General features: G+C 70.5%; 26 protein-coding genes and 1 pseudogene. 13 read left to right on the forward strand and 14 right to left on the reverse strand.

The window, feature by feature from the left end; translation table 11 throughout:
* Positions 1–291 (forward strand): annotated as a pseudogene (locus MKK84_RS01350) (porin family protein); the annotation flags it as partial.
* A gap of 212 nt (positions 292–503) precedes the next feature.
* Here MKK84_RS01350 and MKK84_RS01355 read toward each other — a convergent pair.
* A complete protein-coding gene (locus tag MKK84_RS01355) occupies positions 504–1,058 on the reverse strand; it encodes a hypothetical protein (RefSeq protein WP_243916287.1) in 555 nt (184 codons plus the stop codon).
* Between the two features lie 158 nt (positions 1,059–1,216).
* Between MKK84_RS01355 and MKK84_RS01360 the strand changes: the two genes are divergently transcribed.
* From MKK84_RS01360 to MKK84_RS01375, 4 genes are all read left to right on the forward strand, one after another.
* Entirely contained in the window at positions 1,217–1,426 is a 210-nt protein-coding gene (locus MKK84_RS01360; RefSeq protein WP_243916241.1) for a hypothetical protein, read from the forward strand.
* Positions 1,427–1,485: 59 nt separating this feature from the next.
* Entirely contained in the window at positions 1,486–2,490 is a 1,005-nt protein-coding gene (locus MKK84_RS01365; protein ID WP_243916242.1) for an SDR family oxidoreductase, read from the forward strand.
* Between the two features lie 166 nt (positions 2,491–2,656).
* Complete coding sequence (locus MKK84_RS01370; protein WP_243916243.1) at positions 2,657–2,917, forward strand: GCG_CRPN prefix-to-repeats domain-containing protein; 261 nt, start codon at positions 2,657–2,659, stop codon at positions 2,915–2,917.
* Positions 2,918–3,069: 152 nt separating this feature from the next.
* On the forward strand, positions 3,070–3,276 hold the full coding sequence (locus MKK84_RS01375) for a hypothetical protein (protein WP_243916244.1): 207 nt from the start codon (positions 3,070–3,072) through the stop codon (positions 3,274–3,276).
* Positions 3,277–3,442: 166 nt separating this feature from the next.
* On the opposite strand, the gene MKK84_RS01380 is transcribed toward MKK84_RS01375, so the two are convergent.
* Entirely contained in the window at positions 3,443–4,141 is a 699-nt protein-coding gene (locus tag MKK84_RS01380; protein WP_243916245.1) for a hypothetical protein, read from the reverse strand.
* Positions 4,142–4,210: 69 nt separating this feature from the next.
* Positions 4,211–4,504, reverse strand: a complete 294-nt coding sequence (locus MKK84_RS01385) for a hypothetical protein (protein ID WP_243916246.1) — start codon at positions 4,502–4,504, stop codon at positions 4,211–4,213.
* A gap of 345 nt (positions 4,505–4,849) precedes the next feature.
* On the opposite strand from MKK84_RS01385, the gene MKK84_RS01390 reads away from it, so the two are divergent.
* Both MKK84_RS01390 and MKK84_RS01395 read left to right on the forward strand, forming a co-directional pair.
* Positions 4,850–5,869, forward strand: a complete 1,020-nt coding sequence (locus tag MKK84_RS01390; RefSeq protein ID WP_243916247.1) for a zinc-dependent alcohol dehydrogenase family protein — start codon at positions 4,850–4,852, stop codon at positions 5,867–5,869.
* A gap of 169 nt (positions 5,870–6,038) precedes the next feature.
* Complete coding sequence (locus tag MKK84_RS01395; protein ID WP_243916248.1) at positions 6,039–6,779, forward strand: Crp/Fnr family transcriptional regulator; 741 nt, start codon at positions 6,039–6,041, stop codon at positions 6,777–6,779.
* A gap of 34 nt (positions 6,780–6,813) precedes the next feature.
* Here the strand turns inward: MKK84_RS01395 and MKK84_RS01400 are convergent, their stop codons facing one another.
* The 7 genes from MKK84_RS01400 to thrC form a co-directional block, all read right to left on the reverse strand.
* On the reverse strand, positions 6,814–8,511 hold the full coding sequence (locus tag MKK84_RS01400) for a HAMP domain-containing methyl-accepting chemotaxis protein (protein WP_279599309.1): 1,698 nt from the start codon (positions 8,509–8,511) through the stop codon (positions 6,814–6,816).
* A gap of 352 nt (positions 8,512–8,863) precedes the next feature.
* Positions 8,864–9,784: a ferredoxin--NAD(+) reductase gene (locus MKK84_RS01405; protein WP_243916288.1), complete on the reverse strand. Its 921-nt coding sequence runs from the start codon at positions 9,782–9,784 to the stop codon at positions 8,864–8,866.
* Positions 9,785–9,860: 76 nt separating this feature from the next.
* Positions 9,861–10,244: a hypothetical protein gene (locus MKK84_RS01410; protein ID WP_243916250.1), complete on the reverse strand. Its 384-nt coding sequence runs from the start codon at positions 10,242–10,244 to the stop codon at positions 9,861–9,863.
* Positions 10,245–10,335: 91 nt separating this feature from the next.
* Positions 10,336–10,740 carry a globin family protein gene (locus tag MKK84_RS01415; RefSeq protein WP_243916251.1) on the reverse strand — a complete coding sequence of 135 codons (405 nt, stop codon included), beginning with the start codon at positions 10,738–10,740 and terminating at the stop codon, positions 10,336–10,338.
* Between the two features lie 76 nt (positions 10,741–10,816).
* The gene (locus MKK84_RS01420) at positions 10,817–13,693 is read right to left on the reverse strand and encodes an EAL domain-containing protein (RefSeq protein WP_409566424.1); all 2,877 of its coding nucleotides are present in this window, start codon (positions 13,691–13,693) and stop codon (positions 10,817–10,819) included.
* A 269-nt stretch (positions 13,694–13,962) separates the two neighbouring features.
* Positions 13,963–15,258 carry a M16 family metallopeptidase gene (locus tag MKK84_RS01425; RefSeq protein ID WP_243916253.1) on the reverse strand — a complete coding sequence of 432 codons (1,296 nt, stop codon included), beginning with the start codon at positions 15,256–15,258 and terminating at the stop codon, positions 13,963–13,965.
* A gap of 160 nt (positions 15,259–15,418) precedes the next feature.
* Positions 15,419–16,831 carry a threonine synthase gene (gene thrC / locus MKK84_RS01430; protein WP_243916254.1) on the reverse strand — a complete coding sequence of 471 codons (1,413 nt, stop codon included), beginning with the start codon at positions 16,829–16,831 and terminating at the stop codon, positions 15,419–15,421.
* A 216-nt stretch (positions 16,832–17,047) separates the two neighbouring features.
* Between thrC and MKK84_RS01435 the strand changes: the two genes are divergently transcribed.
* Positions 17,048–17,425: a hypothetical protein gene (locus MKK84_RS01435; protein WP_243916255.1), complete on the forward strand. Its 378-nt coding sequence runs from the start codon at positions 17,048–17,050 to the stop codon at positions 17,423–17,425.
* Positions 17,426–17,459: 34 nt separating this feature from the next.
* Here MKK84_RS01435 and MKK84_RS01440 read toward each other — a convergent pair whose 3' ends face one another.
* Entirely contained in the window at positions 17,460–17,873 is a 414-nt protein-coding gene (locus MKK84_RS01440; RefSeq protein ID WP_243916256.1) for a DUF4864 domain-containing protein, read from the reverse strand.
* A gap of 475 nt (positions 17,874–18,348) precedes the next feature.
* Here MKK84_RS01440 and rutA point away from each other — a divergent pair, with 475 nt between their 5' ends.
* The 4 genes from rutA to rutD all read left to right on the forward strand — a co-directional run bounded on the left by rutA (position 18,349) and on the right by rutD (position 21,507).
* Positions 18,349–19,443 carry a pyrimidine utilization protein A gene (gene rutA / locus MKK84_RS01445; protein WP_243916289.1) on the forward strand — a complete coding sequence of 365 codons (1,095 nt, stop codon included), beginning with the start codon at positions 18,349–18,351 and terminating at the stop codon, positions 19,441–19,443.
* Positions 19,443–20,204 carry a pyrimidine utilization protein B gene (gene rutB / locus MKK84_RS01450; RefSeq protein WP_243916257.1) on the forward strand — a complete coding sequence of 254 codons (762 nt, stop codon included), beginning with the start codon at positions 19,443–19,445 and terminating at the stop codon, positions 20,202–20,204. The genes rutA and rutB overlap by 1 nt, the downstream gene beginning before the upstream one ends.
* A 114-nt stretch (positions 20,205–20,318) precedes the next feature.
* The gene (gene rutC, locus MKK84_RS01455; protein ID WP_243916258.1) at positions 20,319–20,705 is read left to right on the forward strand and encodes a pyrimidine utilization protein C; all 387 of its coding nucleotides are present in this window, start codon (positions 20,319–20,321) and stop codon (positions 20,703–20,705) included.
* A complete protein-coding gene (rutD, locus tag MKK84_RS01460) occupies positions 20,692–21,507 on the forward strand; it encodes a pyrimidine utilization protein D (protein WP_243916259.1) in 816 nt (271 codons plus the stop codon). Before rutC ends, rutD begins: the two co-directional genes overlap by 14 nt.
* Here the strand turns inward: rutD and MKK84_RS01465 are convergent.
* From MKK84_RS01465 to MKK84_RS01475, 3 genes are read right to left on the reverse strand one after another with little or no spacing between them, the layout of a single operon-like run.
* On the reverse strand, positions 21,467–22,441 hold the full coding sequence (locus MKK84_RS01465) for a glycosyltransferase family 2 protein (protein ID WP_243916260.1): 975 nt from the start codon (positions 22,439–22,441) through the stop codon (positions 21,467–21,469). The two genes, rutD and MKK84_RS01465, sit on opposite strands and share 41 nt — an antisense overlap.
* A complete protein-coding gene (locus MKK84_RS01470; RefSeq protein ID WP_243916261.1) occupies positions 22,438–23,343 on the reverse strand; it encodes a glycosyltransferase family 2 protein in 906 nt (301 codons plus the stop codon). The genes MKK84_RS01465 and MKK84_RS01470 overlap by 4 nt, the downstream gene beginning before the upstream one ends.
* 30 nt (positions 23,344–23,373) lie before the next feature.
* Positions 23,374–23,997, reverse strand: a complete 624-nt coding sequence (locus MKK84_RS01475) for a PadR family transcriptional regulator (RefSeq protein ID WP_243916262.1) — start codon at positions 23,995–23,997, stop codon at positions 23,374–23,376.
* A 298-nt stretch (positions 23,998–24,295) separates the two neighbouring features.
* On the opposite strand from MKK84_RS01475, the gene MKK84_RS35355 reads away from it, so the two are divergent.
* Positions 24,296–25,015, forward strand: a complete 720-nt coding sequence (locus MKK84_RS35355) for a CatB-related O-acetyltransferase (RefSeq protein ID WP_279599310.1) — start codon at positions 24,296–24,298, stop codon at positions 25,013–25,015.
* The last annotated feature ends 51 nt before the right edge of the window (positions 25,016–25,066 follow it).

The following is a 25,066-nucleotide window of genomic DNA, read 5'->3' on the forward strand; positions in this document are numbered from 1 at the left end:
TCGTTCGGCGGCTACGCCGGCAACGACAGCTTCCGCACCGGCTACGCGGTCGGCGGCGGCATGGAGTACGCGCTCCCGGTCGACTCGTTCCTGAACTTCTTCCGCTCTTCGGCCGTGACGCTCAAGGTCGAAGGCCTGTACGTCAACCTCGACCGCAACACCCGCAACCAGGGTGCCCTGGTCATCAACGCCGCCAACAACTTCCCGGTGGCCTACAACCCCGTCGGCCGTCGCTCCGACGAGTTCGCCGTCATCCGCGCCGGCCTGAACTACAAGTTCGGCTCGTACTAAGACCCCTCCGCGGGACGCGCGTCGGGCCTAACGGCCCGGCGGGCGTTCTCCCGGTCATCGACCATGCCCGATGCGGCCCCGCCGTATCGGAACGAAAAACGCCCCGGGATCCTGTCCCGGGGCGTTTCTTGTCGTTCGAGTGCTCTCCGCCGAAGTCGGCACCGGTTCGGCGCCCGGGAGCACGTTAAAACAAGGGCTTGGAGCCGCCTGCTTCAGGCGTGGACGGCGTGCTCCAGTTGCGCCTTCGACATCTTCGATCGGCCGGGCACGTTCTGCGCCTGGGCCTTGCGCATCAGCGCGGCCTTGGTCGTTCCGGACTTGCTCTCAGTCTTGCTGCTCGCCTTGCCGGTGCTCTTGCTGGCAGCCTTGCCGGTCTTGCGCGCGGCGGCGGATTTCTCGGCGGCCGCCTTCGGCTGCTTCGAGAACTGCTTGCCCTTCGCGGTATCGGCCCGCTTCTTGGCCGTGCTGGCGGCGTATTCCTTGTCGCTCAGCTTTTCGCGGGCCTTCTTGGGCAGGTAGCGCTCGCCAGTCTTGCCGCTCTCCTGGCCCGACTTCGTGCCCCACTCCTCGTCGGTCCACTGCTTGAGGTGGTTGTCGTCCGCCTTCTTGCCGGCGTAGCCGCCGCCCTCCTTCTTGTATTCGGCGGTGGCCATCTGGGCCTTGCGCGCCGACCACTGACCCGGCTTGCCGCCCTTCTCCGACTTCGTGACCTGTTTCTTGACCTTCTCCCACAGCTTGGGATCAGTCTTCTTCGCGGTTCCGGCCATCATCCTGTCTCCGAATCAAGATTTCGCAGTCAACACCACGCTTCCAGCTCCGTTCCGACGACGCGCCGCCCCGGGCGAAAATTGCGTGGGATGAATCCCGGATCCGTCGGCGACGCCGACGGGTTGGCCCCCAGGGGTACGGCACGACGGGACACGGCATGGCAGACGCACCGGACGACACGCAGGCCCAGCGGAGGCCCGCCGGCAAGCCCGAGAGCGCGGGCCTCGCCAACACGCCCCTCGACACCGCCGCCGGCACGGTCAAGCCGCAGGACGGACCGATGGAGCGGGCCGGCACCGAGAAGGACGAGGCGCGCCGCGGCGGGACCAGCCTCGGGGCCGAGCGGGACCGGCCCGGCGGCCGATGAGCCAGTCCGGCGGTCTCACCCCGTCGGCGCCACGGACCGCAGACAGGGGAACACGCAGCATGCAGATCCGGCACAAGCCCCTGCGCGCGCAGGTGATCGTCATCACCGGCGCCTCCAGCGGCATCGGCCTCGCCACGGCGCGGGAGGCCGCCCGCCGCGGGGCCCGCGTGGTCCTGGCGGCGCGCAACGGTGCTGCCCTCGACGACATCGCCCACGACATCCGGGAGCGCGGCGGCGAGGCCCGGGCGGTCGTGACCGACGTGTCCAGTCGCGCGGATGTCGAGGCGCTCGCCGCCGAGGCCGTGCGCGCCTATGGCGGCTTCGACACCTGGGTCAACAACGCCGGACTCTCGATCTTCGGCCGCCTCGAAGAGGTCTCGGACGAAGACCATCGACGGCTGTTCGACGTGAACTTCTGGGGGATCGTCTACGGCTCGACGGTGGCGCTGCAGCATCTGCGGAAGTCCGGCGGCGCGCTGGTCAACCTGGGCTCGATCGCCTCCGACCTCGCCTTCCCGATCCAGGGCATGTACTGCGCCTCCAAGCACGCGATCAAAGGCTTCACCGACGCCCTGCGCATGGAATTGCAGGCGGAGGGCGTCCCGGTCTCGGTGACGCTGATCAAGCCGGCCTCGATCGACACGCCCTTCCCGGAACACGCCAGGAACTACATGGCGCAGGCCCCGAAGCTGCCGCCGCCGGTCTACGACCCGGCGGACGTGGCCAAGGCGATCCTGTACGCCGCCGAGCACGGCCCGCGGGACCTCTATGTCGGCGGCGGCGGCAAGATGATGAGTTCCCTGCGCAAGCGCGCGCCGTCGGTCACGGACTGGGTGGGAGCCCGGGTCATGTCCCGGACCCAGAAGGCCGGCGCGGCCGGCAGGAACCGGGACGGCGCCCTCTACGCGGCCGGCCGGGATGGGTCCGTGCGGGGAGCCTCGCCGCATCACGTCATGCGCAGCGTCTACACACAGGCCTCGGTCACCCCGATCCTGACCGGGATCCTGCTGGCGGGCGCCACGGCGGCGGCGGCCTCGCTGCTCGCCCGCTCCAACCGGCGCTGAAGCGGACGTGGGATCGGTGCGCGCCAGCGCGTCACGACAGAGAGCGTCGAATTGTTTGTTTCCGGACAATTTCGGCTGAGGTCAGCGCCCATTCAGGCCTGATGACCAATCTGCCCGGATCTCGCGCCCGGCCAGCCCGGCACGAGACCGAACAGAAGGGTTGATCATGATGCACGTGAAGAGGCTCGCGGCTGCCGCGGCCGTCATCGCCGGCCTCGGCTCCGCCTCCGCCCTTGCGGCGCCCCTGACGCCGGCCGCTCTCGCCGGCCCCGCTGCCGTCACCACCGTGGCCTTCGGCTGCGGCCCCGGCTGGGCGCCCGGCCCGTACGGCCGCTGCCGTCCGATCTACCGTCGGCCGCGCTTCTACGGCCCGCGCTGCTTCGTCCGCCCCACGCCCTACGGGCCGCGGCGCGTCTGCCGCGACTGAAGTGGGCGCGGGGGACCCGGCCCCGCCGAACCGTGATGCGATCCAGGGGTTGAAACGAGGGCAGGCTGCCGGTCCGGGGGGCGACCCCGCGGACAGGGCGGCCTGCCTTTTCAATTCGTGATCGCGCGATCTTGCCACCAGCGGGAGACACCATGGCTCGAGATCAGAGCGGCGGAGTGGGCGACCCGGCGCGGGAGCGGGCGGCGGCCGAGCGGGCAGGCCGGAAGTGCCTCGGCGAGAACGGGCGGCCACAGCCGGCCCCCACACCCGTGGAGCAGGACGCAGCCCATCGCACGGCGGCGACCGGGCCGCAGGATCCGAACGCCCACGCGGTCAGCACGGTGGTCGACGGGGCCTAGGGCTCCCAGGCGTTTCCAAGGAGCCGTGCCCTTTGGTGAGTTGCCAGGGCGAAGCCTTGGCGCATCGGGCGAAGTCCGACTTTCGGGCAAGGCCCGACAGCAGGGCACTGCCCTGCACCCGCAAAAGGCGGCCCCCCTCCGCTCAGGAACCGCACAGGATGAGCCCTCACGGCTGCCGTCCGCCACACGGCCGGGGCTCGTGTTCACCGGCGTCCGAGTCCGGCCCGACGAGCCCGGTGACGATGCCGGCCGCGCAGAGTTGCGCCGCGTCGGGGATCCAGATGGCGGCCGGGGACACCGCCAGGGCTCGCGTCACGAAGGCCGAGGGCAGGCCGGCCGCCCGATAGGCGGCCCGCTCAGGCTTGGAATCCACCGGACGCATCCGCCCCCGCGCCCCGACCTCATAGGGGGCGTGGAAGCCGAGCCGGCCGCCCTCCGCCAGGACGCGCCGCCGCCCGCGGACGAAGATCAGCGTGCAGGCCGACGCGCAGGCGTCGGACACCCGGGTCTCCAGCCCGCGGGCGGCCACGAGGGCCCCGATCGCCGCCCCCTCCTCGACCAGGCCGCCGTCGCTGGTCAGGTGCAGGCGTACGATCCCCGGATGGGCGCCGAGGAGGCCGGACACCCGCGAGGCCACGCCTTCGGTGAGGTCGCCCACGAGGTGCAGGTCCCGGCCGCCCGGCCCGACCGTGAGCCGGGCGGGCACCTCCGGGTCGTCCGCCCCGGAGGCGGCCCCGAGGCCCGGCCCGGCGGGGCCGGCCGAGGCGGGAATCGGACAGGTGGCGAGCGCCAGGGCGAGGATGCGCGCGCGCATCCCCGTCCGGCGCCCCCACCGGCGGGTGAGGTGCGGCGTGGCGGCCGTCATGGCGGCATTCCAAATGGGTGGGATCGGCGTGGCGGGAGAGGGGCGACCGGCGGGGTCGGACGCGGACGCCTACTGGAGGTAGGCGACGAACATCTCGGCCACGGCCCGCGATGCGTAGGCCTGGGGGCTCTCGCCCCAGCGGATCGGGAAGGCCTCCGCCATCCGGCGGCCGGCGAGGATCCGGGCCACCTCGTCGGGCATCAGCCCGTCGTCGAGGGCGTTCGCGAGGGCGGCGCGTTCATGCGAGGGATGGGACCGGACGCTCCGGTCCAGGGGATTGCCGAACGCCGCGGCGCGAAGGTCGGCAAGCGCCGCGGCACTCAGGTCGGGATGGGGGGTCGGGGCAACGTTATAAGTCAGCATCGCTGTTCGCCTTCCATGTCGGGTGGGGTGCGCTCTCCTCGGTTCGGATGCGGCAACACCACGGACAGGGCGACATCGTCGGGGCGATCCGATCCACGCTGGCGATCACGGCAAACCTCCATTCGGCTCTGCATCTACGGTCGCATCGACACGGCCAACCTAGCCGCCGGAGCCGGAAAAAGGCTGCCAATTTGCGGCCGCTTCGAAGCGGAGCCTATGCGCCGAACCGGCTTTCGGGAGCAGAAGATGCGGAGCCGGCATTCCGCCTCGCGTCTCGACGCCGGGTGCGCGGCCTGCCACCTTCGTGCCCCGGGCAACCGAGCCCGTGACAGGGACAGGTGCGCCATGACCGGATCACTCTCGCGGGCCGTAATCGTCCAGCCGGGGGGCGGCTTCGACAAGGTCGGGTTCGGCGCGCAGCCGGTTCCGGAGCCCGGCCCTGGGGAGATCACCGTCCGCCTGCGGGCCAGCTCCCTCAACTACCACGATTACGCGGTGGTCAGCGGAATGTGGGGACCGAGCGAGCCCCGCATCCCGATGTCCGACGGGGCCGGCGCGGTCGAGGCCGTCGGGCCCGGCCCGGCCGAGTTCGCCGTGGGCGATTCCGTGGTCAGCACGTTCTTCCCGACCTGGCTGGAGGGCACGCCGCAGGTCGAGGGTTTTGCCACCGTGCCGGGCGACGGGATCGACGGCTACGCCCGCGAGCGGGTCACGGCGCCGTCCACCGCCTTCACCCGTGCGCCCGCGGGCTGGGACCACGCCGAGGCGGCGACGCTGACCACCGCCGGCCTGACCGCCTGGCGCGCGCTCCACGCCGATGCCGGCCTCAAGAGCGGTGACGTCGTCCTCGTCCAGGGCACCGGCGGCGTCTCGCTGTTCGCCCTGCAATTCGCGAAGGCCGCGGGCGCCACGGTGATCGCCACCTCGTCCAGCGACGCGAAGCTCGAGCGCCTGTGCGAGCTCGGCGCCGACCATCTCATCAACTACCGCGCCGATCCGGCCTGGGGCGAGACCGCACGGCGGCTGACCGGCGGACGCGGCGTCGATCACGTCCTCGATGTCGGCGGGCCGGGGACGCTGGAGCAGTCGATGGCCGCCGTGCGGGTGGCCGGCCATATCTCGGTGATCGGCATCCTGTCGGGCGTGGCGGGGGAGCTGCCGCTGGTCCCGGCGCTCCTGAAACAGATCCGCCTGCAGGGCGTGCTGGTCGGCAGCCGGCGCCACCAGATCGCGATGATCCGCGGCATCGAGGCCTGTGGGCTGCGGCCGGTGGTCGATCGCCGCTTCCCGCTCGACGACCTCGTCGCGGCCTTCCGCCACCAGGAGAGCAACCGCCACTTCGGCAAGATCTGCATCGCGATCTAGCAACCGTGCGCCTTGAGCGGATGCGGGCGCGGATCGTGGCCCTGTCGGCCTCGCAGCGCCCGCCAAGGTTCGTCAATCGTCGATACGCCCCGGCAAACTAATCTGCATAAGTATTTATTCGACGAAACCTCTGTAGGCTTGTGGACACAAGCCGGTGCGGAGGAACACCATGTCAAATCCGCTCGTGCGCAAGCTGGAATGCTACGTCCCGCTGTCGGAGGCGGATCGGATGTGCTTGATCGATGCCACCGGCCCGGGGCGCTTGGTCGCCGCGCGGACGGACATCATCCACGAGGGCGACGATCCGCGCGCTATCAGCATCATCCTCGACGGTTGGGCCTGCCGCTACCGGCAGTTCATCAACGGGCGCCGCCAGATCGTCTCGTTCCTCCTGCCGGGCGACCCGTGCGACCCGCACGTCTTCCTCCTCGACGAGATGGATCACACGATCGGTGCGATCACACCCGTCACCCTCGGCCAGATCTCCGGCCCCACGCTGCAGGCGATGACGGCCCGCAGCCTGCAGCTCGATCTCGCCTTCCACCGTGAGGCGCTCGCCACGGCGGCGGTGCAGCGCGAGTGGACGATCAGCCTGGGCAGCCGCACCGGCATCGAGCGGCTCGCCCATCTGTTCTGCGAACTCCACGCGCGGCTGGCGGCGGTGGGCCTCGCGGAGGCCGACACCTGTCCGATGCCGGTCACCCAGAACGATCTCGGCGACGCGATGGGCCAGACCAGCGTGCACATCAACCGCACGCTGCAGGAGCTGCGCGGCATGGGGCTGATCACCCTGCGCAGCCGGCGCCTGACCATCCACGATCCGGCCGCCCTCGCCCGGCTCGCCCATTTCGACTCCGCCTATCTCCACATGACGGAGCCGGCCGGCCGGGCCGTCGCGCAGCGCACGTGACCCGGGCCAGACCCGATCGAGCCCGGCCGGATCATCACGCCGCGCGGATGCCGACCAGGAAGCGGTCGACCTCCGCCGAGAGGCGCTCCGACTGGACCGCCAGGGCCGTAGCCCCCGTGAGCACCTGATCGGCCGCACCTCCCGTCTGCTCCGAGGCCTCGGCCACGCCGGCGATGTTGACGGTCACCTCGGGGGCGCCCTGCGTCGCCTGGGTGATGTTGCGCACGATCTCCTGAGTCGCCGCGCCCTGCTGGTCCACGGCCGCCGCGATCGCGACCGCCATCCCGTTGATCTCGCGGATCCGGTCGATGATCGTGCCGATCGCACCCACCGTCGCACCAGTGACCCCCTGGATCCGGCCGATCTGTGCGGCGATGCCGTCGGTGGCCTGGGCCGTCTTCTCCGCGAGCGCCTTCACTTCGCCCGCCACGACCGCGAAGCCGCGGCCGGCCTCGCCCGCGCGTGCGGCCTCGATGGTGGCGTTGAGCGCGAGCAGATTGGTCTGCTCGGCGATGGACGAGATCAGCCGCACCACCGTGTCGATCTCCGAGACCGCCATCCGCAATTCGGATACGAGGCCGGCGGCCTGATCGGCCTCGTCGACCGCCTGTTGCGCCAATCCGGAGGAGTCGCTCGCTTGGCGGCCGATCTCCTGGATCGAGCTGCCGAGTTCCTCGGCCGAGGCCGCGACGGTGTTGATGTTGGCCGTCGCCTCCTCGGCCGCGCGCGCCACCGTGCCGGACTGGCTCGCAGCCTCCTGGGCGGTCGTGGTCATCTGACGGGCGGTGGTCTGAAGGTCGCCCGCGGACGACGAGACGCGATCGACGATCGTGGCCACCGCCTGCTCGAAGACCTGGGCCAGCTCCATCCTGTTGCGCCTGCGCTCGACGGAGGCGGCGGCCTCCGCCTGCCGCTTCCGCTCGACCTCGGCGGCGGCGTTGCGGGCGACCATGGCCTCGATCGCCTCGACCGCGCGCCCGACCATCCCGATCTCGTCGCCGCGCCGCGCCTCCGGGATCGCGGCCTCGACATCGCCCTCCGCCATACGCTGCAAGCCGGCGACGAGGCGGTGAAGGGGCCGCGTGACACCGAGCACGACGATCACCACCGAGAGGCCGAGCGCGGTGAGGAGGGCCGCCAGGGCGGCGCCGATCAGGATCGTGCGGGCCTGCTCGGCCTCGTGCTGCGAGGCGATCTTCGCCTCGTTGAGACGGGCCGTCGCCTGCGCCTCGTAAGCCTGCGACGCCTTGTTGAACTGCGTCCGGATCTCCCGGCTGTCTACGAGGCCGACCTGTATCGCCGTGTCCCGTTCGTCCCGGAGGGCGAGGGCGTTTGAGCGATCGAGCAGATCGAAATACGCACGCGCGAGACGGCCGATGTTGCGCTGGATGTCCTGGATCTCCTTCCGGCGCGACCCCGCAGCCAGGGTCTCGACATTGTCGGCCACGGCTTTGACCGCCTGATCGTAGCGATCGCGGAAGGATGGGATCTCGCTTTCCGGCTGGCCGATGATGATGTTGCGGTTCATCAGGCCCGCTTCGACAAACTGCTCCCGGACCTGCCCAAACATCTCCAGACGCGAGAAGTAGTAGTCCACGAGATACGTGTTACGACGTTCCAGGGTTTCAAGCGATTGAACCGAATATAATACGATAAACACACTGGATAAAATCATGATCAAGATAGGAATAGATATCTTAATGATCAGCTTTGTATCCTGTAGCAGCCGCATGTATCCGACTCCTGTTTGCCAGATGGAGCCGTGTAGCAGAAATTTTCTTGATTTATGCTACAGAATTCGGGTAATAATATCCACGCACTCAACATTATAGAAATAATACTGCAAACAAATATAGATATGCATTCATCAGCTCACAGAAAATACTACCCGTTTATCTGCGAATCTTCGGACGACGCGGGAACACGTCCACGCTTTTAATTTCTGCCTTAAATGAGGTCTTCGGGCCGACCTTCAGACCCGGACGGTCGCCGTAGCCAAGAGCCTGTCGGGATGCGTCCCGGGCGCACCGGAAACGGCAAGCCCGAATCGCATCGTCGCGCAGGATACGCCTTGGCTGCCGCGCTCAGTCCAGCACGATCGGGTAGCAGCGCGCGCCCACCGAGGCGGCGAGTACCTGCACGGCGCCCACCGTCGAGACGTCGCCCGCCACGTGGACCACGTCGGTGGCGCGCAGGCTCGGCAGATGGGCGGTGAGCGGGCCGGAGCGCACGTCCGGCGGACGCGGACCGCCGCGGTCGGCGCAGAGCACGATCCGGGCGACGCCGGTGCGGCGCAGCCAGTCGAGGCTCTCGCGCATGTACAGGTCCAGCGCGTCCCGGGCCCCGACGGCGAGTGCCATCTCGCGGGCGGGCTCGACGTAGCGGGCCGCCCGGGCGATCGCCCAGATCGCCCCGAAGCCGGCGCCGGCCGCCACCAGGACGAGGCGCCCGCCCCCGGGGCGGTACTGCTCCCGTCCCACGGGGCCCTTGAGGCGCACGGGCTGGTCGAGCCGGAGCGTATCGATGGGGCCACCCTCGGGATCGCGGGCGATATGGAATACCGCCTCGTTGATCTCGGCCGCGCCGTCGACCCGGAGCGTCGGGGACAGAATCATCGCCGGCAGACCCGCGAAGGTCACCAGCGCCTGATGGCCGGGCTCCAGGGTCGGGCGCTTGGTCAGGGTGACCACGACCTCGACGATGCCGGGGCTGAGCCGGCGGATCTCGGTGACGGTGCCCTTGCGGATCGCGACCGGGATCGGCGGCGCTTCCTCCTGCCCCTGGATCGGGGCGGCCGGCAGGGCCGGCCGGAGAGCCTCGGGTCGAGTCCGATGAGCCGGCGGGCGGCGGATGGGGCGCGCCGATCCGTGATGCGTCGCGCTCTGGCCGGCCTGCGCCTGGACCGGCGCGATCATGCCCTCGGCGAGGGCCGCCTCCAGGGGCGTGTCGCCGGTCGAGACGCGCACCGACCGGCCGTTGACGACGAGCGAGCAGCGCGCACCCATGGCCTTACCCCGCGTGGTCCGGAGAGGGCTCATCGAAGGTGGATTCAGGGGCGAGGGCGGGTTCAAGGGGCACGGATCACTTGGCGCGGAGCAGGAGCGAATCGACCAGCGCCGCCCAGCGCTCGCGGGTCGCGCGGACATCATCGCTCGGGGCGGAGTCCGTGAGGACCTGGCGCTGCGCCCGCAGGGATTCGACCTCCTGCCGCTGCGCCCGGAGCACCGCCTTCATCACCTGAAGCTCGGTCTCGAGACGGGTGATGGCGTCGTCGGACTCGTCGAAGAGATCTTCGTCGGGCTCGCCGGCGTGCTCATCGACCGGCGCGGCGGCGTGGTGCCGATCTTGGCCGGGCAGTGGCAGCCGGATCCGGGCCTGCTGGTCCAGCCGGACCGGCCGGGCCATCAGGCGACGCAAGAGATCAGAGCTGCCCGCCTGCTGATAACGCCGTGCCGCCTCGGCCATCCGCCCATCCCCATGCCGGGCGCCGGCGCGCCCATCCATCAACAGGAGCTTGCGCGAGCATGGTTAAGGGGGGCTTAAACCAATCGGCGACTTACGCCGCCGCCTGCTTCATCACACCGGCGACGAGCGTGTAGGTCTCGACCCAGGCCGCCCGGACCTCCGGGGTGAAATCCGGCCCCAGCCCCTGCTCCAGGGTCCAGAGCAGGGCCTCGCCCACCGGAGCGTAATGAGCGGCCTGCGTGCCGTAGGCGATGTGCTTGCGCCCGAGATCCTGCAGCGCCGGCACCACCGTATCCGGGTGGTTCAGGTTGGCCACCGCGAGCCCCAGCATCGCCATCAGCTTCGTCTTCTGCTCGCTCATGTCGGCGGGGAAGAGGTCGCGCACCTGCGGGGCGATCTCGAACAGGCGGCCGTAGAACAGGTCGGCCGCCGTCCCGGCGATCGGCCGCACCTTCGCGAAGCTGTCCTGCACCAGCCTGATCTGTACGGGCGTCATCGCATCACCGGCCAAAGGATTCGGTCCTTGGCAGTTTACCGCTGTTCCAACCCGCCGAAACCAACCCAGGCTAAAATCAGGCCGCTTCCGGCGCCGCCCCGACGATCTGGCGGGCCTGCAGCAGGGTCATGGGCTCGCCGAAGGCCGGGCCCAGCGCGTATTCGCAGCCGAGGCTGGCGAGCGCCTGGGCGTCGGCCTCCGACTCGCAGCCCTCCGCCACGATGGCGAGGTTCAACTCGCTCGCCATGCGCACGATCGAGCGCAGGATCGCGGTCTGGCCGGTGCCGATCTGGCGCACGAAGGTCGCGTCGACCTTGATCGTGTCGAACGGGAAGCGCTGGAGGTAGGAGAGCGCCGAGTAGCCGGTGCCGAAATCCGACAGGCACAGGCCGGCCCCGAGGTCGTGGATGCGGGCCAGCATCTGGGCGGCGTATTCCGGGTTCTCCATCACGAGGCTCTCGCTGAATTCCAGCTTGAGCGAGCCGGGGAGCGCCCCGGAGCGGGCCATCACGGTCTTCACGTCGTGCAGCAGGTCGTGGCGCAGGAGCTGACGCGAGGACAGGTTGCAGGCCGCGAAGATCGGCGGCTCGACCTCCAGGGAGCGCTGCCAGGCCGCGAGTTCGAGCGCGGTGCGCTCCAGGGCGAAGATGCCGAGATTGACGATGAAGCCGCTCTCCTCGGCGAGCGGCAGGAAGGTCGAGGGGGGAATGCGCCCGAGCTTCGGGTGGTCCCAGCGCAGGACCGTCTCGAACCCCGCCACGGTGCGGTCCTCGAGCCGCACCACCGGCAGGAACAGCACCTTCATCTCGTTGCGCTCGATCGCCTTGCGCAGGTCGCTCTCCAGCATCAACCGGTCGGTGCGGTCAGTGCGCATATGGGCGCGGAACACCTCGATCCGGTCGCCGCCGTTGCGCTTGGCCTGGATCATGGCGACCTCGGCGCTCTTGAACACCTCGTCGCGCTTGAGGTTGGCGCCGGACTCGTAGAGCGCCAACCCGATCGAGACCGTCAAAAAGATCTCGCGGTCGGCATAGGTGATCGGTGTGGCGATCGCCCGGCGGATCATCTCGGCGAAGGCCAGGATCCGGTCGGGCTCGCGCTCGGACAGCAGGATTACCGCGAACTCGTCGCCCGCCACCCGGGCCAGGGTATCCTGCGGGCGCAGAAGCCGGCCGAGCCGGCGCGACAGGGTCAGCAGGATCGAATCGCCAGCCGAAAGGCCGATCGCGTCGTTGATGCCCTTGAACCGGTCGACATCGAGCACGATCACGGTGGGCTTGAGGCGCGGGTCCTGGCTGGCGAAGGCGAGGGCCGCATCCAGGCGGTCACCGAACAATTCGCGGTTCGGCAGGCCGGTGAGGCTGTCATGCACGGCGTCATGGAGCAGGCGCTCCTCGGCGGTCTTGATCTCGGTCACGTCCGCGATGGTGCCGACCACGCGGATCACCTCGCCGTCGGCGCCGATCACGGGGCGCGCCTTCAGCCGGTACCAGAAGAACGTGCCGGCCTCCGAACGCAGGCGGAAATCGTGGACGATGCGGCCGCGCCGCTCCTCGATCACCGTGTCGAGGGCCGCCGAGTAGCGCTCCACGTCGAACGGGTGGAGGGCGCCCAGCCAGTTGGTCGCCGGGCCCTCCAGGGTGCCCCGGGCGAGGCCGAGCTGGCCCTCGATCTCCGGGCCGACGAAGACCCGGTCGGCGGGCACGTCCCAATCGAACACCACGTCGCCCGCACCGGTCAGCGCCAGCGCCCGGCGCTCGGTGTCGGAGACCAGGGTGTGGCTGAGGCCGCCGCCCGCGAAGGCGTGCTGGAGCACCGTGAAGCCGATCAGCATCACGATCAGCACGAGGCCGCCGATCAGGGCCGGCTGCACGAGGTCGCTGCCGATCTGGCCGGTGACCGCGAAGCCCGCCGCCGCCACCCAGACGACGAGCATCAGCCAGGTCGGCACCAGCAGGATCGCCCGGTCGTAGCCGTTATGGACCGCGAGGTAGAGGATCAGCAACAGGCCGATGCCGGCCACCGCCGCGATGGAGATGCGCGCCACGCCCGCCGCCACCGGCGGATCGAACACCGCGAGCCCGACGAGGCCAGCCAGGAAGGCCAGCCAGAAGAACGCCACGTGGCTGTAGCGCACGTGCCAGCGGGCGAGGTTGAGATAGGCGAACAGGAAGACCAGCAGCGTCGCCCCGAGCACCGCCTCGGCGGAGGCCCGATAGACCCGCTCGGCGAGTTCCGTGACCGGGAAGACCCGCTGAAGGAAGCCGAAATCGATGCAGGCATAGGCCAGCACCGACCACGCGAGTGCCGCCGCGGCCGGGAAGATGATCGCGCCCTTGACCACGAACACGATAGTCAGGAACAGCGCCAGCAAGCCGCTGATCCCGATGATGATGCCCTTGTAGAGGGTCAGGCCGGCGGCCTTCCGGCGATAGGCGTCCTGGTCCCAGAGGTGGAGCTGGGGGATGTTGGCGCCGCGCAATTCGGCGACGTAGGTGACGGTCGTGCCGGGATCGAGCGTGATCGTGAACTGGTCGGCTTCCGGGTTCTCGTCGCGCTCGGGCCGGATGCCCTGGCTCGCCGTGATGGCGGCGATCCGCGAGCCGCCGAGATCGGGCCAGATCACCCCGGAATCGACCAGCCGGAAATGCGGGGCGATCAGGATGCGGTCGATCTGCTCGTCGGTGTCGTTGGTGAGCGCGAACACGATCCAGTCGGGCCGGGCGCCGGCGTCGCGCGCCTTCACGACGATGCGGCGGACGATGCCGTCCTTGCCGGGCGCCGTGGAGATCTGGATCAGGTCGCCGTCCGAGCGGTAGCGCTCGATCGCCGAGGTCAGGTCGATCACCGGCGCGTCGAGGGTGACGCGCACCGCTTCCACGGCCCAGGCCGGTCCACTCAGGGCGAGGGCACCGACGAGACCGCCGACCAGGGTCAGGAGGAGGGCGAGGATGCGCAAGGGTGTCTTGGTGTCCGGCCGTGCGAGAAGCGGCGTCGGCCGCCCCGGCGGCCTCAATCGAGCGGATCGCGCCCTTTTGCGGCCAAATCAAGTTGCGGCGGCCGTTTCGCGGCACGATCCAGAGCCACTTCGACCGACGAATCCCGGGTTTCCAAAGGGCTGAAGCCCTTTGGCGGGTGCTCAGGGCAGAGCCCTGAGATGGTCTCCAGGGCTCTGCCCTGGACCCGCGAAAGGTCTCGACCTTTCGAAACCAGGACAGGCTCTCAGGCCGCCCGAAGCGCACCCGCGATCGTGTCGAGAGACGGCAGCTTGCGGATCGGGCCGATCGCCGCCAGCGTCGGCGTACCCTGCAGCATCGCGGCGGCGGCGGCGCGCACGGCCTCGACCGTGACGGCATCGACCTTGGCGATCACCTCCCCGGCGGGGATCACCCGGCCCCAGGCCAGGATCTGGCGGGCGTTGCGCTCGATGCGCCCGCCCGGCGTCTCCAGCGCGGAGAGCAGCGACACCTTGAGCTGCGCCTTGGCGCGGGCGATCTCGACGGTGTCGAGGTCCCGGGCCGCACGGGCGGTGGCGGCGAGCGTCACGTCGATCAGTTCGCGCAGGTCCGCCCCGGCGGTGCCGGCGCCGATGCCGAACAGGCCGCAATCCGAGAACGGCCAGTGGAAGGCCTGGATCTCGTAGGCGAGGCCCCGGGTCTCGCGCACCTCCTGCCAGAGCCGCGAGGTCAGGCCGCCGCCGAGCACCTGAGCGAACATGTGCAGCGCGTAATAGCCCTCGTCCCGGAAGGAGAGGCCCGGCAGGCCGATCACCACGTTGGCCTGTTCGAGCTTGCGCGGCATCCGCCGCTCGCCGCCGCGATAGACCCCCGGCACCGCCTCCGAGGCGGTCTTGGCGGGGAGGGCGCCGAAATGGCGCTCGGCCGCCGCCACGATCGCCTCGTGGGTCACCGCCCCGGCGCCCGCCACCACGATGCGGTCCGGCGTGTATTCCCGATCGAGATAAGCGCGGATCCCGGCCTCGTCGAAGCTCCGGATCGTCTCGGGCCGTCCCAGGATCGGCCTGCCGACCGGCTGGTCCGGGAAGGCGGCTTCCGTGAAGGCGTCGTACACCACGTCGTCGGGGGTGTCCTCGACGGCGGCATATTCCTGCAGGATCACGCCCTTCTCGCGGGCGAGCTCCCCCGCATCGAACACCGAACCGGTGAGGATGTCGCCGATCACGTCGAGGGCGAGATCCGTATCCTCGCCGAGCACCCGGGCGGTGTAGCTCGTGCCCTCGGTGGAGGTGGCGGCGTTGATCTCGCCGCCGACATTCTCGATCGCCTCGGCGATCGCCTGGGCCGAGCGGGTGCGGGTCCCCTTGAACGCCATGTGCTCGATGAGGTGGGACAGACCGGCCTCGTCGGCGCGCTCGTTGCGCGAGCCCGCCCCGACCCAGACGCCGAGGCTCGCGGTGGCGACGCCCGGCATCGGCTCGGTGACCACCGTGACGCCGTTGTCGAGCCGCGTGGTGCGCAGCGACGGCGAGGCGGCATGGGTGGAGAAATGCTGATTCATCAACGGCTCGTCGCGCGGGGGCCCGGATGGGGAGCGGGTCCCCTCTCCCGTGCGGGAGAGGGACAGGGTGAGGGATGCGACCTCTCCGGAAAGACCGGGTCCCTCACCCCAACCCTCTCCCGCACGGGAGAGGGGGCTCGTCGCGTCACCAGTTCCAAGCTCACGCACCCCTCGTGATACGGGCGCGCTCGCGGATCAGCGCCTCGACGGCGGCTTGGTCGTTCCCGACCCGGGTCATGCGCTCGGGCCGGTCCATCAGGTCGGCGAGGTGCGGGGGCAGGGGCGGGCGCAGGCCGCCGGTGGCCTTGGCGACCGCGTCCGGGAATTTGGCCGGGTGCGCGGTGCCCAGCGCCACGACCGGGGTCGCGGGGTCCTGCTCCAGCAGGCGACGCCCGGCCCGCACGCCGATGGCGCTGTGGGGATCGAGCACCACCCCGGTGGCCGCCTGGGTCAGGGCGATTTCTTCCATCACGTCGGGCTCCGGCACCGCAACGGCGTCGAAGTCCGAGCGGACCGTCGCCAGCACCTCGGGGCTCAGCGAAAAGCCGCCGGATTGCTTCAACCCGGCCATCAGCCGCGACAGGGAGGAGGCGTCGCGCCCCAGCGCCTCGAACAGCAGACGCTCGAAGTTCGAGGAAATCTGGATGTCCATGGAGGGCGAGGTGGTGGGCACCACGCCGCGCAACTCGTAGGCGCCGTGCTCGAGGGTGCGCACCAGGATGTCGTTGGCGTTGGTGCCGATCATCAGGCGCCCGATCGGCAGGCCCATCTGCTTGGCGACCCAGCCGGCGAGCACATCGCCGAAATTGCCGGTCGGCACCGCGAAGGAGACCGGCCGGTGGGGCGAGCCCAGCGCGACCGCGCTGGTGAAGTAGTAGACGGCCTGCGCCGCCACCCGGGCCCAGTTGATCGAGTTGACCCCCGACAGCCGGACCGCGTCGGCGAAATCCGCATGCTGGAACAGGGCTTTGACGAGATTCTGGCAATCGTCGAACGTACCGTCGACGGCGAGCGCGTGGACGTTCTGCGCCGGCACAGACGTCATCTGCCGGCGCTGCACCTCCGAGACCCGCCCGTGGGGATAGAGGATGAACACGTCGACCCGGTCGAGCCCGCCGAAGGCCTCGACGGCGGCCGAGCCGGTATCGCCCGAGGTCGCGCCCACGATGGTGGCGCGGGTGCCGCGCTGGGTCAGCACGTGGTCCATCAGCCGCCCGAGCAGCTGCATCGCCACGTCCTTGAAGGCGAGCGTCGGCCCGTGGAAAAGCTCCAGTAGGAACAGGTTGTCGTCGAGCTGGGTCAGCGGGCAGACCGCCGGATGGCGGAAGGTCGCGTAGGACGCGTCGATCATCCGGTCGAGATCCGGACCGGCGATGTCGCCGTCGATCAGCGGGTGCAGCACCCGCTTGGCGGCCGCCGCGTAGGGGCGGCCCGCCAGGGCGGCGATCTCCGAACGGCCGATCTGCGGCCAGGTCTGCGGCACGTAGAGCCCGCCGTCGCGGGCAAGGCCCGCCAGCAGGGCATCCGAGAACGAGAGCGGCGCGGCCTCGCCGCGGGTCGAGACGTGGAGCACGGGGTCCTCCGAGGGAAGGCGCTCCCTCTACACGATGCCGGCGGGCCTGTCGAAAGTCTAAAGCCGCGCGGCCGGTCTGCCCGCAGAGCGGGGCGGCCGGTTTAACCGAAGCTGAACGAGCCGGTTCAGGGCCGGTTCGGTGGTGGTCGCCCACGACTCGGCCCACCCCGCGGCGATCGCGCCGCCGGGACGGATCCCTCCTCGAAGAGAGCCGACATGACCCGAATCATCGCCCTCGCGGGCGTCGCGGCCCTGCTGTCCGGCAGTGTCGCCTTCGCGCAGACGCCGCCTCCGCCCCCCGGAGGCCCGCGGCCCGGCCCCGAGGCCGGCGCACCGCCTCCGCCGCCCCCGGGCGGACCGCGCCGCGGCCCGGGGGCCGACGGGCCGCCCCCGCCGCCGCCCGGAGGCCCGCAGCGCGACGCCGGCGGACCGCCTCCTCCGCCACCGCCGCCGAAGGGCGCGCATTTCATCATCGAGCGCGGCGATGCCCGCCTCGACGTGAAGTGCGCCGACGACGACACGACCAAGGCCTGCGCCGACACCACGCTGCAATTGCTCGACAAGCTCACGACGCTGAAGCCGGACGCCCGGTGACGCCACGCCCGCCGCCGCGGAGGCGGCGGGCCCTTCAGGCGTTCGTGCCCGGCGCCTTGGTCAGGCGGCAGCCGGTGATGCGCCACTGCCCATCCGCGTCCCGGACGAGGCTGTACTCGGCGGTCCAGTCGACGCCGTACTCGTCCTGGATCGCCACCGACTGGACCACGCCCGCCGTATCCGTGTCCCGCGCCTCGCCGAACACGAAGCTGCGGTGCCGGTAGACCGGGCGATACTGGGTGCGGACCATGCCGATGAACAGGTCGGCGTTCGGGAAGAGCTCGCGGATCGCCGGGGCCGCCTGAGCGTAGGCCACCGGCGCGTCGTCGCGCCCGAAGGCCTCGACCTGCCGGGTGATCGTGGCCTGAGCGGCAGCGCGGGCGGCGTCATCGGCCGCTGCCGGTCCCGCAAGGCCGAGGACGAGGAGAAGGGCGGGCAACACGCGCATCGATGTCACTCCAGCTGAGCGGATCCGTTACTCGTTTTCACCAACTGAAAATGGTCCTCTTATCGTCAGCGACAATCGGGACGCGGCCTCCAAGTATATTTGCTGCCAAATTTGCCGCGTGAGACCTGTTATTGGCCCTGCGATAGGCCCCATCCCTGGATCGCTCTTGGCCGAGCCGAGCTTCGGTGCGGCGTCCGAGCACGCATCCGGCCGGGTATCGCTCCAAGTGCGAATGGGCTGGGCACAAATCGCGGCCAGATTGTGCAACACGCTGGAAAGATGGGCATTTTTCCGCCGAACAGGTGCCGCGGGTTTGACCCTCCAATCCGGTTTTGCAAACCTCCGGCCGACTCGGGGCCCTGAGGCCGGGAAGTCGCGTCGCGTGGAGCGCAGATCGATGAGTCAGAGCGAGGCCGGTGCGGAACTTTCGGCCCCAGCGCCTCCCGCCGGCGTGGTGCATGGCGGATCGCAGGCCATGAGTGTCGGGGTGTTCATCCCGATCGGCAACAATGGCTGGTTGATCTCGGAGAATGCCCCGCAGTACCGCCCGAGCTTCGCGCTCAACAAGGCGATCACCCTGAAGGCCGAAGGGTACGGGCTCGATTTCGCCCTCTCGATGATCAAGCTGCGCGGCTTCGGCGGCAAGACCGAGTTCTGGGACCACAACCTCGAATCGTTCACCCTGATGGCGGGGCTCGCCGCCGTCACCACCCGGATCAAGCTGTTCGCCACCGCGGCGACCCTGTGCCTGCCGCCGGCCATCGTCGCCCGCATGGCCGCGACCATCGACTCGATTTCGGACGGCCGCTTCGGCGTGAACCTCGTCACCGGCTGGCAGAAACCGGAATACGACCAGATGGGCCTGTGGCCCGGCGATGCGCATTTCGCCAATCGGTACGACTATCTGGCGGAGTACGCTCAGATCCTCCGCGAGCTGTGGGAGACCGGCGCCAGCGATCTCAAGGGCACGTATTTCCAGATGAACGATTGCCGGCTGAGCCCCCAGCCGCAGGCGCCGATGAAGATCATCTGCGCCGGCCAGAGCGGGGCAGGGCTGGCCTTCACGGCCCGCTATGCCGACTACAATTTCTGCTTAGGGAAAGGGCTCAACACACCGACCGCCTTCGCCCCCGTGGTGGAGAAGCTGGCGGAGGCGCGCGCCGAGACCGGGCGTCACGTCACCTGCTACGCCTTGTTCATGATCATCGCCGACGAGACCGACGCCGCCGCGATGGCCACCTGGGCCCACTACAACGCGGGAGCCGATGCCGAGGCGATTGCGTGGCTCGGCCTCCAGGGCGCGGCCGACACCAAGTCCGGCGGCGACACCAATGTGCGCCAGCTCGCCGCCCCGGCCGGGGCGGTGAACCTCAACATGGGTACCCTGGTCGGCAGCTACGCCACCGTGGCGGGGATGCTCGACGACATCATGACCATCGACGGGGTGGAGGGCGTGCTGCTGGTGTTCGACGATTTCCTCAAGGGTCTCGATGCCTTCGGCACCCGGATCCAGCCGCTGATGCGCACGCGCCGGCACGTGGCGGCGGCGCCGCTTCCTGAGGTCGCCTGATGGACGCCCCCGCCGGATATCGCGATCCGAACGGCCGCCACGGCAGCGTCGTCCTGCCGGCCCGGCCCGAGCCGATCGCCTTCGACCCCGCCGCCACGGTGCTGATCGTGGTGGACGTGCAGAACGCCTATGCGAGCGCGGGCGGCTATCTCGACCTCGCGGGCTTCGACGTGTCGGGCACCGGCCCGGTGATCGCGCAGATCGTCCGGGCGGTCGCGGCGGCGCGGGCGGCGGGCATCCGGATCCTGTGGTTCCAGAACGGCTGGGACCCGGACTATGCCGAGGCGGGCGGCCCGGGCTCGCCGAACTGGCACAAATCCAACGCCCTCAAGACCATGCGCCGGAAGCCGGAGATGAACGCGCAGCTCCTCGCCAAGGGCTCCTGGGATTACGCGCTGGTGGACGCCCTGACGCCCGAGCCCGGCGACCTGACGATCGGCAAGCCGCGCTACAGCGGCTTCTACAACACGCCCCTCGACAGCATGCTCCGCGCCCGGGGGATCAACACGCTGGTCTTCATCGGCATCGCCACCAACGTCTGCGTGGAATCGACCCTGCGGGACGGGTTCCACCGGGAGTATTTCGGGATCGTACTGGCCGATGCGACGCATCAGGCCGGGCCCGAGAGCCTGCACCACGGGGCGCTCGCCAATATCGAGACCTTCTTCGGCTGGGTCTCGGATGTCGCCGCCTTCGCGGCGGCCCTCGGGACGGCTTCACACGCCGCGGTTGATGCGGCCGGCCTCGATATGGCCGAATAAGTGCATCCTGCACCCGGCCGGTCACCGGCAGGGTGCACGAGCGCCGCCCGACGCGGCGCCTCCCGCGCGGCCTGCCCGGCCCGGCCGACAGGTCGAACGGGAGCGCACACGGGCATGCCGAAGCAGGTCGTCATTCCGCCGGGGACCGGCAAGCCGCTCGCCCCCTACGTGCCGGGCACGCTGGCCGACGGCGTGCTGTACGTCTCGGGCACGCTACCGCTGGATGCAGAGGCCAACGTCGTTCATGCCGGCGACGCCGCCGCCCAGACCCGCCACGTGCTGGAGACCATCAAGGGCGTGGTCCAGGCCGCGGGCGGCACGATGGACGACGTCACCTTCAACCACGTCTTCCTGAAGGACTGGGCGGACTACGCGGCGATCAACGCCGTCTACGCGGAGTATTTCCCGGGAGAGAAGCCGGCGCGCTATTGCATCCAGTGCGGCCTCGTGAAGCCGGAGGCACTGGTGGAGATCGCCTCCGTGGCGCATGTCGGCCGATGAGCAGCCGGTGAGCGTCGGCGCGGCCCCGCTCCACCACGCGGTGGCGGGTCCGGAGGACGGGCGGCCGGTGCTGCTCTCGCCGGGGCTCGGCGGCGGGGCCGGATACTTCGCGCCGCAGATGGCGGCGCTCACGGCGCAGTTCCGGGTGGTGACCTACGACCATCGCGGGACCGGTCGGTCGCCCGACCGGCTCGGGCCGGACCACGATATCCCCGCCATGGCCCGGGACGCGCTCGCGGTGTTGGACGCCGCCGGGATCGACCGGGCCGACGTGGTCGGCCACGCGCTGGGCGGCCTGATCGCCCTGCAGATGGCGCTCGCCGCGCCCGGGCGCGTCGGGCGGATCGTGGTCGTCAACGGCTGGGACGCCCTGGACCCGGCCACACGCCGCTGCTTCGCGGCCCGCCGGGCGATCCTGGCCGGGGGCGGCCCGGAGGCCTTCGTGCGGGCGCAGGCGATCTTCCTGTACCCGGCGCCCTGGTTGTCGTCCGAGGCCGCGCGGGTCGCGGCCGACGAGGCCCACGCCCTCGCGCATTTCCCCGGGGCCGAGACGGTGCTCACGCGCATCGGCGCCCTGGAGCGCTTCGCCATCGCCGACCGGCTCGGGCGCATCCCGCACGAGACCCTGGTGATGGCCGCCCGGGACGACGTGCTGGTGCCCTATACGCGCTCCGAGCGCCTCGCGGCTGCCTTGCCCAACGCCCGGCTCGCCCTCGCCCCCGAGGGTGGCCACGCCCATAGCGTGACCTGTCCGGAGGCGTTCAACCGGACCCTGCTGGACTTCCTCGATCGGCCCGCATGAGCATCCCCAGGAGCTCCGGCAACGCCCCGGCCAGGAGGGCGGCGGCGCGCAGAACCTCGGCGGCCTCGGCGGGCGAGCGGTGGACGAGGGCCAGGGCAAGCCGGAGCGGCACCTGCGCGCCAAAACTCGCCGCCGTCACCGCCAGGGCCGTTACGACGCCGTGGTGCTTGCCGGCGTAGAGGATCTGGCTGCGCAGGAAGTAGAACAGCCGCCGCGCCCGCACCTGCCGGGTCGTGCCCTGGCCGAGATGGCGCGCGACCGCCCCGGCGACGTGCCGCACGGAATAACCCGCCGCCCGGGCGCGGGCGCAGAGATCGGCATCCTCCCAGTAGACGAAGAAGCGCGGATCGAAGCCGCCGAGCGACTGGAACAGGTCGCGGCGGATCATCAGGAAGGCGCCCATCACCTGATCGACGGCGCGGTCCTCCGCATGGTCCCATTCGCGGAGGAAGTGCGGGCGCACGAGGCCCAGCCGGTCCAGCGCCAGGGCGCGTCCGAGGAGGCCGAGCGCCGAAGGCGTCCGGGCGCAGGAGCGCGCAGTCCGCCCGTCGGGGTCGACCAGCCGGGCGCCGACGATCCCGGTCCGCGGATCGGCCAGCAGGGCGGCCCGGGCCACGTCCAGGGCGTCGGGTTCGACCTGCGTGTCGGGGTTGAGGAACAGGATCGCGGGGGCTTCGCCCGCGGCAGCGCCCTGATCGCAGGCGCGGCCGAAGCCGAGATTGTCCGCATTGCGGATCAGCCGGAGCGGGTGGGGCAGGGGGGGCAGATCCTCGGCGGAGCCGTCGGTTGAGGCATTGTCGACCACGATCACCTGCACGGACGCGGCGTCCCGCGCGGCCGCGAGGCTCGCGAGACACGCGCGGAGAAGCGCTCCGCCGTTCCAGTTGACGATCACCACGTCGAGGACCGGGGGAAGGGCAGGGCGCTCGGTCACGGCAGATCCTTGGGCAGATCCCGGGGTGCGCCGAGGCGGCCGAGGGCGCCGTCGCGGGCCGCGGCGAGAAGCCGAAGCAGCACGGAGGGCCGCCAGCCTGAATCCGCCCAGTACAGGCCGGCCTGGAGGGGCAGGTAGGCGGCCTGGGCGAGCTTCCAGCGGAGCGGCACGTGCGGCAGACGCCACGCATACACCGCGTTGCGCAGGTAGGTCGCCATGCGGAACAGGGGCTGGCGCGGCATCGCGATCCCGAAGGCCCGGATCACCCCGCCGCCGACCCGGTGGGGGATCCCGACGTCGCGGGCGCAATAGCAGCCGTAGCCGAGGCTCCAGGCGCGGAAGCACCATTCGAGTTCGACGCCGTCGATGAAGAAGTCCGCCCGGAACGGGCCGATCCGGTCGAACGCGGCGAGGTCGATCAGCGAGCCCGAGGTCGCCAGGAACTGCACCGGGGCGGGGGCGCCCTGATCCGGAATGCCGGGTCGGCGCGGATAGGCCGGCGCCTTGTGGCCGGGCGCCGGCGCCGGGACGGGACCCACCACCGCGGCCCGGATCCCGGCACGCCGCAGCTCTCCGAGAGCGGCGAGCAACCCAGCGGCGAGATCCCCGGGCGGCTCGGCATCCTGATCGAGGAGCAGGAGGGTCTCCGCCCCCGCGTCCCGGGCGGACGCGGCGATCCGGTTGAGCGCCGCCGCGATGCCGACATTGTGCCCCTCCGACAGCAGGATCACGCCGGCGTGGACGAGGCGTCCCGCGTCACCGGCGGCGAGACCGCCATTGTCGAAGGCGATCACCGTGGCGCCCCCGGCCGCGGCCTGGGCGAGGACGCGCTCCACCTGATCCGGGCTCGGCCGGAACAGGGTGATGCCGAGGGCGGGAAGGCCCGAACGCGGATCAGGCACCGGACGGACCCCGACGCAGGTCGCGGCGCGTCACGCCCGCTCCACCGCGACGGTCGCCGCCTCCAGGGCCGCCGTGATGGCGGCGGTCTGCTCGGCGCTGAGCGGCCCGCGGGCGAGGCGCATCTGCAGGGCAAGCTTCAGACCCTCCTTGGCGCGCACCAGGGAGGGTGGCGGCCCGTCCCCCCGGGCGGCCTCGGCCTCGGCCATCCGGGCGAGGATGGCCTCCAGGGTCGGGCGATTGCCGTCGAGGACGGCCTGGCCCTCCGGTGTGATCGTGTGCAGCCGCTTGGTGCCCTCCCCGGGGGTCACCGTGACGTGGCCGAGCTCCTCGAGCAGCGTCAGCGTCGGGTAGACCGTGCCCGGGCTCGGGCTGTAGGCACCGCCGACCCGCTCCTCGATGGCCTTGATGATCTCGTAGCCGTGCCGGGGCTTCTCGGCGATCAGGTGGAGGATCACGAGCCTGAGGTCGCCATGGGCGAAGAAGCGGGCGAGATCGCCGCGACCGCCGCGGCCGAACATCCGGCGGTCGCCGGGTCCGCGGCCGGGATGCCCGTGCCGCCCCCTGTGATCACCCCCCATCGGGCCACGATGGGCGCGGACGCGGTGGGCGTCGAAGGGATCGCCGTAGAAGGAGTCCATGATATCGGGATGCATGGCGGATCGACTCACTTTCGATATGTCGCAATAAAAGATATATCGAAACCCTATCGACCGCAAGGCAGGCTTCTGCGCCATGGGGGCCCACCTGCGGTTTACGGGCCCCGCCGGTTCGGTTAGTGCGGCGGCTCACCGATGCCACCGGCCTGCGCCTTGCCCTTCACCCCCGACGCCGCCCGACAATTGCCCGTGCCCCGATCCGCGATCTGCACGGCAACAGCGCCCCGGGACGGCACGCGGTGAACGCGTCCGTGCGGAGGTCCGGGGCCCAACGCCCGATCGACGAGGACGCCGCATGATCTCCGTCAACGAGGACATGAAGCAGGAGATGCTGCGGCGGGGCATCTCGGTGTTGCACCCGGCGCCGTTCGGCCTGCCGGAGGATTGCACCTTCGAGCCGCCGTGCAGCATCAAGTGGATGGGCGTCGATTACTGCCTCACCATGGGGGCGTTCTCGTACGCGGTCAGCGGCTACTATTTCGGCGCCGACATCGCCCGCTACTGCTCGATCGGCGAGAGCGTGCAGGTCGGGCGCGGCAGCCACCCGGTCCAGTGCGGCTCGACCTCACCGCTGTTCTACACGCACCATTCGGCGGTGTTCGACCGCGCCGATCCGCGGGCGGAGGATTACGAGATCTGCGGGCCGTATCTGTGGCCCAAGCGCGTACGCATCGGCAACGACGTCTATATCGGCCACGGCGCCTTCCTGATGCCCGACATCACGATCGGCGACGGTGCGGTGGTCGGCGCCATGGCGGTGGTGACCAAGGACGTGCCGCCCTACGCGATCGTGGCCGGCAGCCCCGCCCGGGTCGTGAAGATGCGCTTCCCCGACGCGCTGATCGAGCGCTACCTGAAGGTGCAATGGTGGCGCTACGCCTTCTGGGACCTGCGCCAGTGCTCGATCACCGACCCGGAAAAATTCCTCGATGCCGTGGAGGAGCGGATCGCCGGCGGGATGCAGGAATACCGGCCGGAGCTGATCCCGCTCCGGTCGCTGGTGCCGGGGGGGTGAGGATCGGCGCTCGTCTGCGCGTTGCGAGAAGAACAAGCCCGGTTTTTCTGT

This window comes from Methylobacterium sp. E-065 (genome assembly GCF_022829605.1).
Taxonomy (GTDB): Bacteria; Pseudomonadota; Alphaproteobacteria; order Rhizobiales; family Beijerinckiaceae; genus Methylobacterium.

Bases quoted from the DNA above. Each gene is read 5' to 3' on its own strand.
- MKK84_RS01380 (WP_243916245.1), bottom strand. From the start codon at position 4,141: ATGACGGCCGCCACGCCGCACCTCACCCGCCGGTGGGGGCGCCGGACG.
- MKK84_RS01390 (WP_243916247.1), top strand. From the start codon at position 4,850: ATGACCGGATCACTCTCGCGGGCCGTAATCGTCCAGCCGGGGGGCGGC.
- MKK84_RS01355 (WP_243916287.1), bottom strand. From the start codon at position 1,058: ATGGCCGGAACCGCGAAGAAGACTGATCCCAAGCTGTGGGAGAAGGTC.
- MKK84_RS01385 (WP_243916246.1), bottom strand. From the start codon at position 4,504: ATGCTGACTTATAACGTTGCCCCGACCCCCCATCCCGACCTGAGTGCC.
- MKK84_RS35355 (WP_279599310.1), top strand. From the start codon at position 24,296: ATGATCTCCGTCAACGAGGACATGAAGCAGGAGATGCTGCGGCGGGGC.
- rutD (WP_243916259.1), top strand. From the start codon at position 20,692: ATGTCGGCCGATGAGCAGCCGGTGAGCGTCGGCGCGGCCCCGCTCCAC.
- MKK84_RS01415 (WP_243916251.1), bottom strand. From the start codon at position 10,740: ATGACGCCCGTACAGATCAGGCTGGTGCAGGACAGCTTCGCGAAGGTG.
- MKK84_RS01365 (WP_243916242.1), top strand. From the start codon at position 1,486: ATGCAGATCCGGCACAAGCCCCTGCGCGCGCAGGTGATCGTCATCACC.
- MKK84_RS01375 (WP_243916244.1), top strand. From the start codon at position 3,070: ATGGCTCGAGATCAGAGCGGCGGAGTGGGCGACCCGGCGCGGGAGCGG.
- rutC (WP_243916258.1), top strand. From the start codon at position 20,319: ATGCCGAAGCAGGTCGTCATTCCGCCGGGGACCGGCAAGCCGCTCGCC.
- MKK84_RS01400 (WP_279599309.1), bottom strand. From the start codon at position 8,511: ATGCGGCTGCTACAGGATACAAAGCTGATCATTAAGATATCTATTCCT.
- MKK84_RS01395 (WP_243916248.1), top strand. From the start codon at position 6,039: ATGTCAAATCCGCTCGTGCGCAAGCTGGAATGCTACGTCCCGCTGTCG.
- MKK84_RS01360 (WP_243916241.1), top strand. From the start codon at position 1,217: ATGGCAGACGCACCGGACGACACGCAGGCCCAGCGGAGGCCCGCCGGC.
- rutB (WP_243916257.1), top strand. From the start codon at position 19,443: ATGGACGCCCCCGCCGGATATCGCGATCCGAACGGCCGCCACGGCAGC.
- MKK84_RS01440 (WP_243916256.1), bottom strand. From the start codon at position 17,873: ATGCGCGTGTTGCCCGCCCTTCTCCTCGTCCTCGGCCTTGCGGGACCG.
- MKK84_RS01370 (WP_243916243.1), top strand. From the start codon at position 2,657: ATGATGCACGTGAAGAGGCTCGCGGCTGCCGCGGCCGTCATCGCCGGC.
- MKK84_RS01425 (WP_243916253.1), bottom strand. From the start codon at position 15,258: ATGAATCAGCATTTCTCCACCCATGCCGCCTCGCCGTCGCTGCGCACC.
- MKK84_RS01475 (WP_243916262.1), bottom strand. From the start codon at position 23,997: ATGCATCCCGATATCATGGACTCCTTCTACGGCGATCCCTTCGACGCC.
- MKK84_RS01435 (WP_243916255.1), top strand. From the start codon at position 17,048: ATGACCCGAATCATCGCCCTCGCGGGCGTCGCGGCCCTGCTGTCCGGC.
- MKK84_RS01410 (WP_243916250.1), bottom strand. From the start codon at position 10,244: ATGGCCGAGGCGGCACGGCGTTATCAGCAGGCGGGCAGCTCTGATCTC.
- MKK84_RS01405 (WP_243916288.1), bottom strand. From the start codon at position 9,784: ATGGGTGCGCGCTGCTCGCTCGTCGTCAACGGCCGGTCGGTGCGCGTC.
- rutA (WP_243916289.1), top strand. From the start codon at position 18,349: ATGAGTGTCGGGGTGTTCATCCCGATCGGCAACAATGGCTGGTTGATC.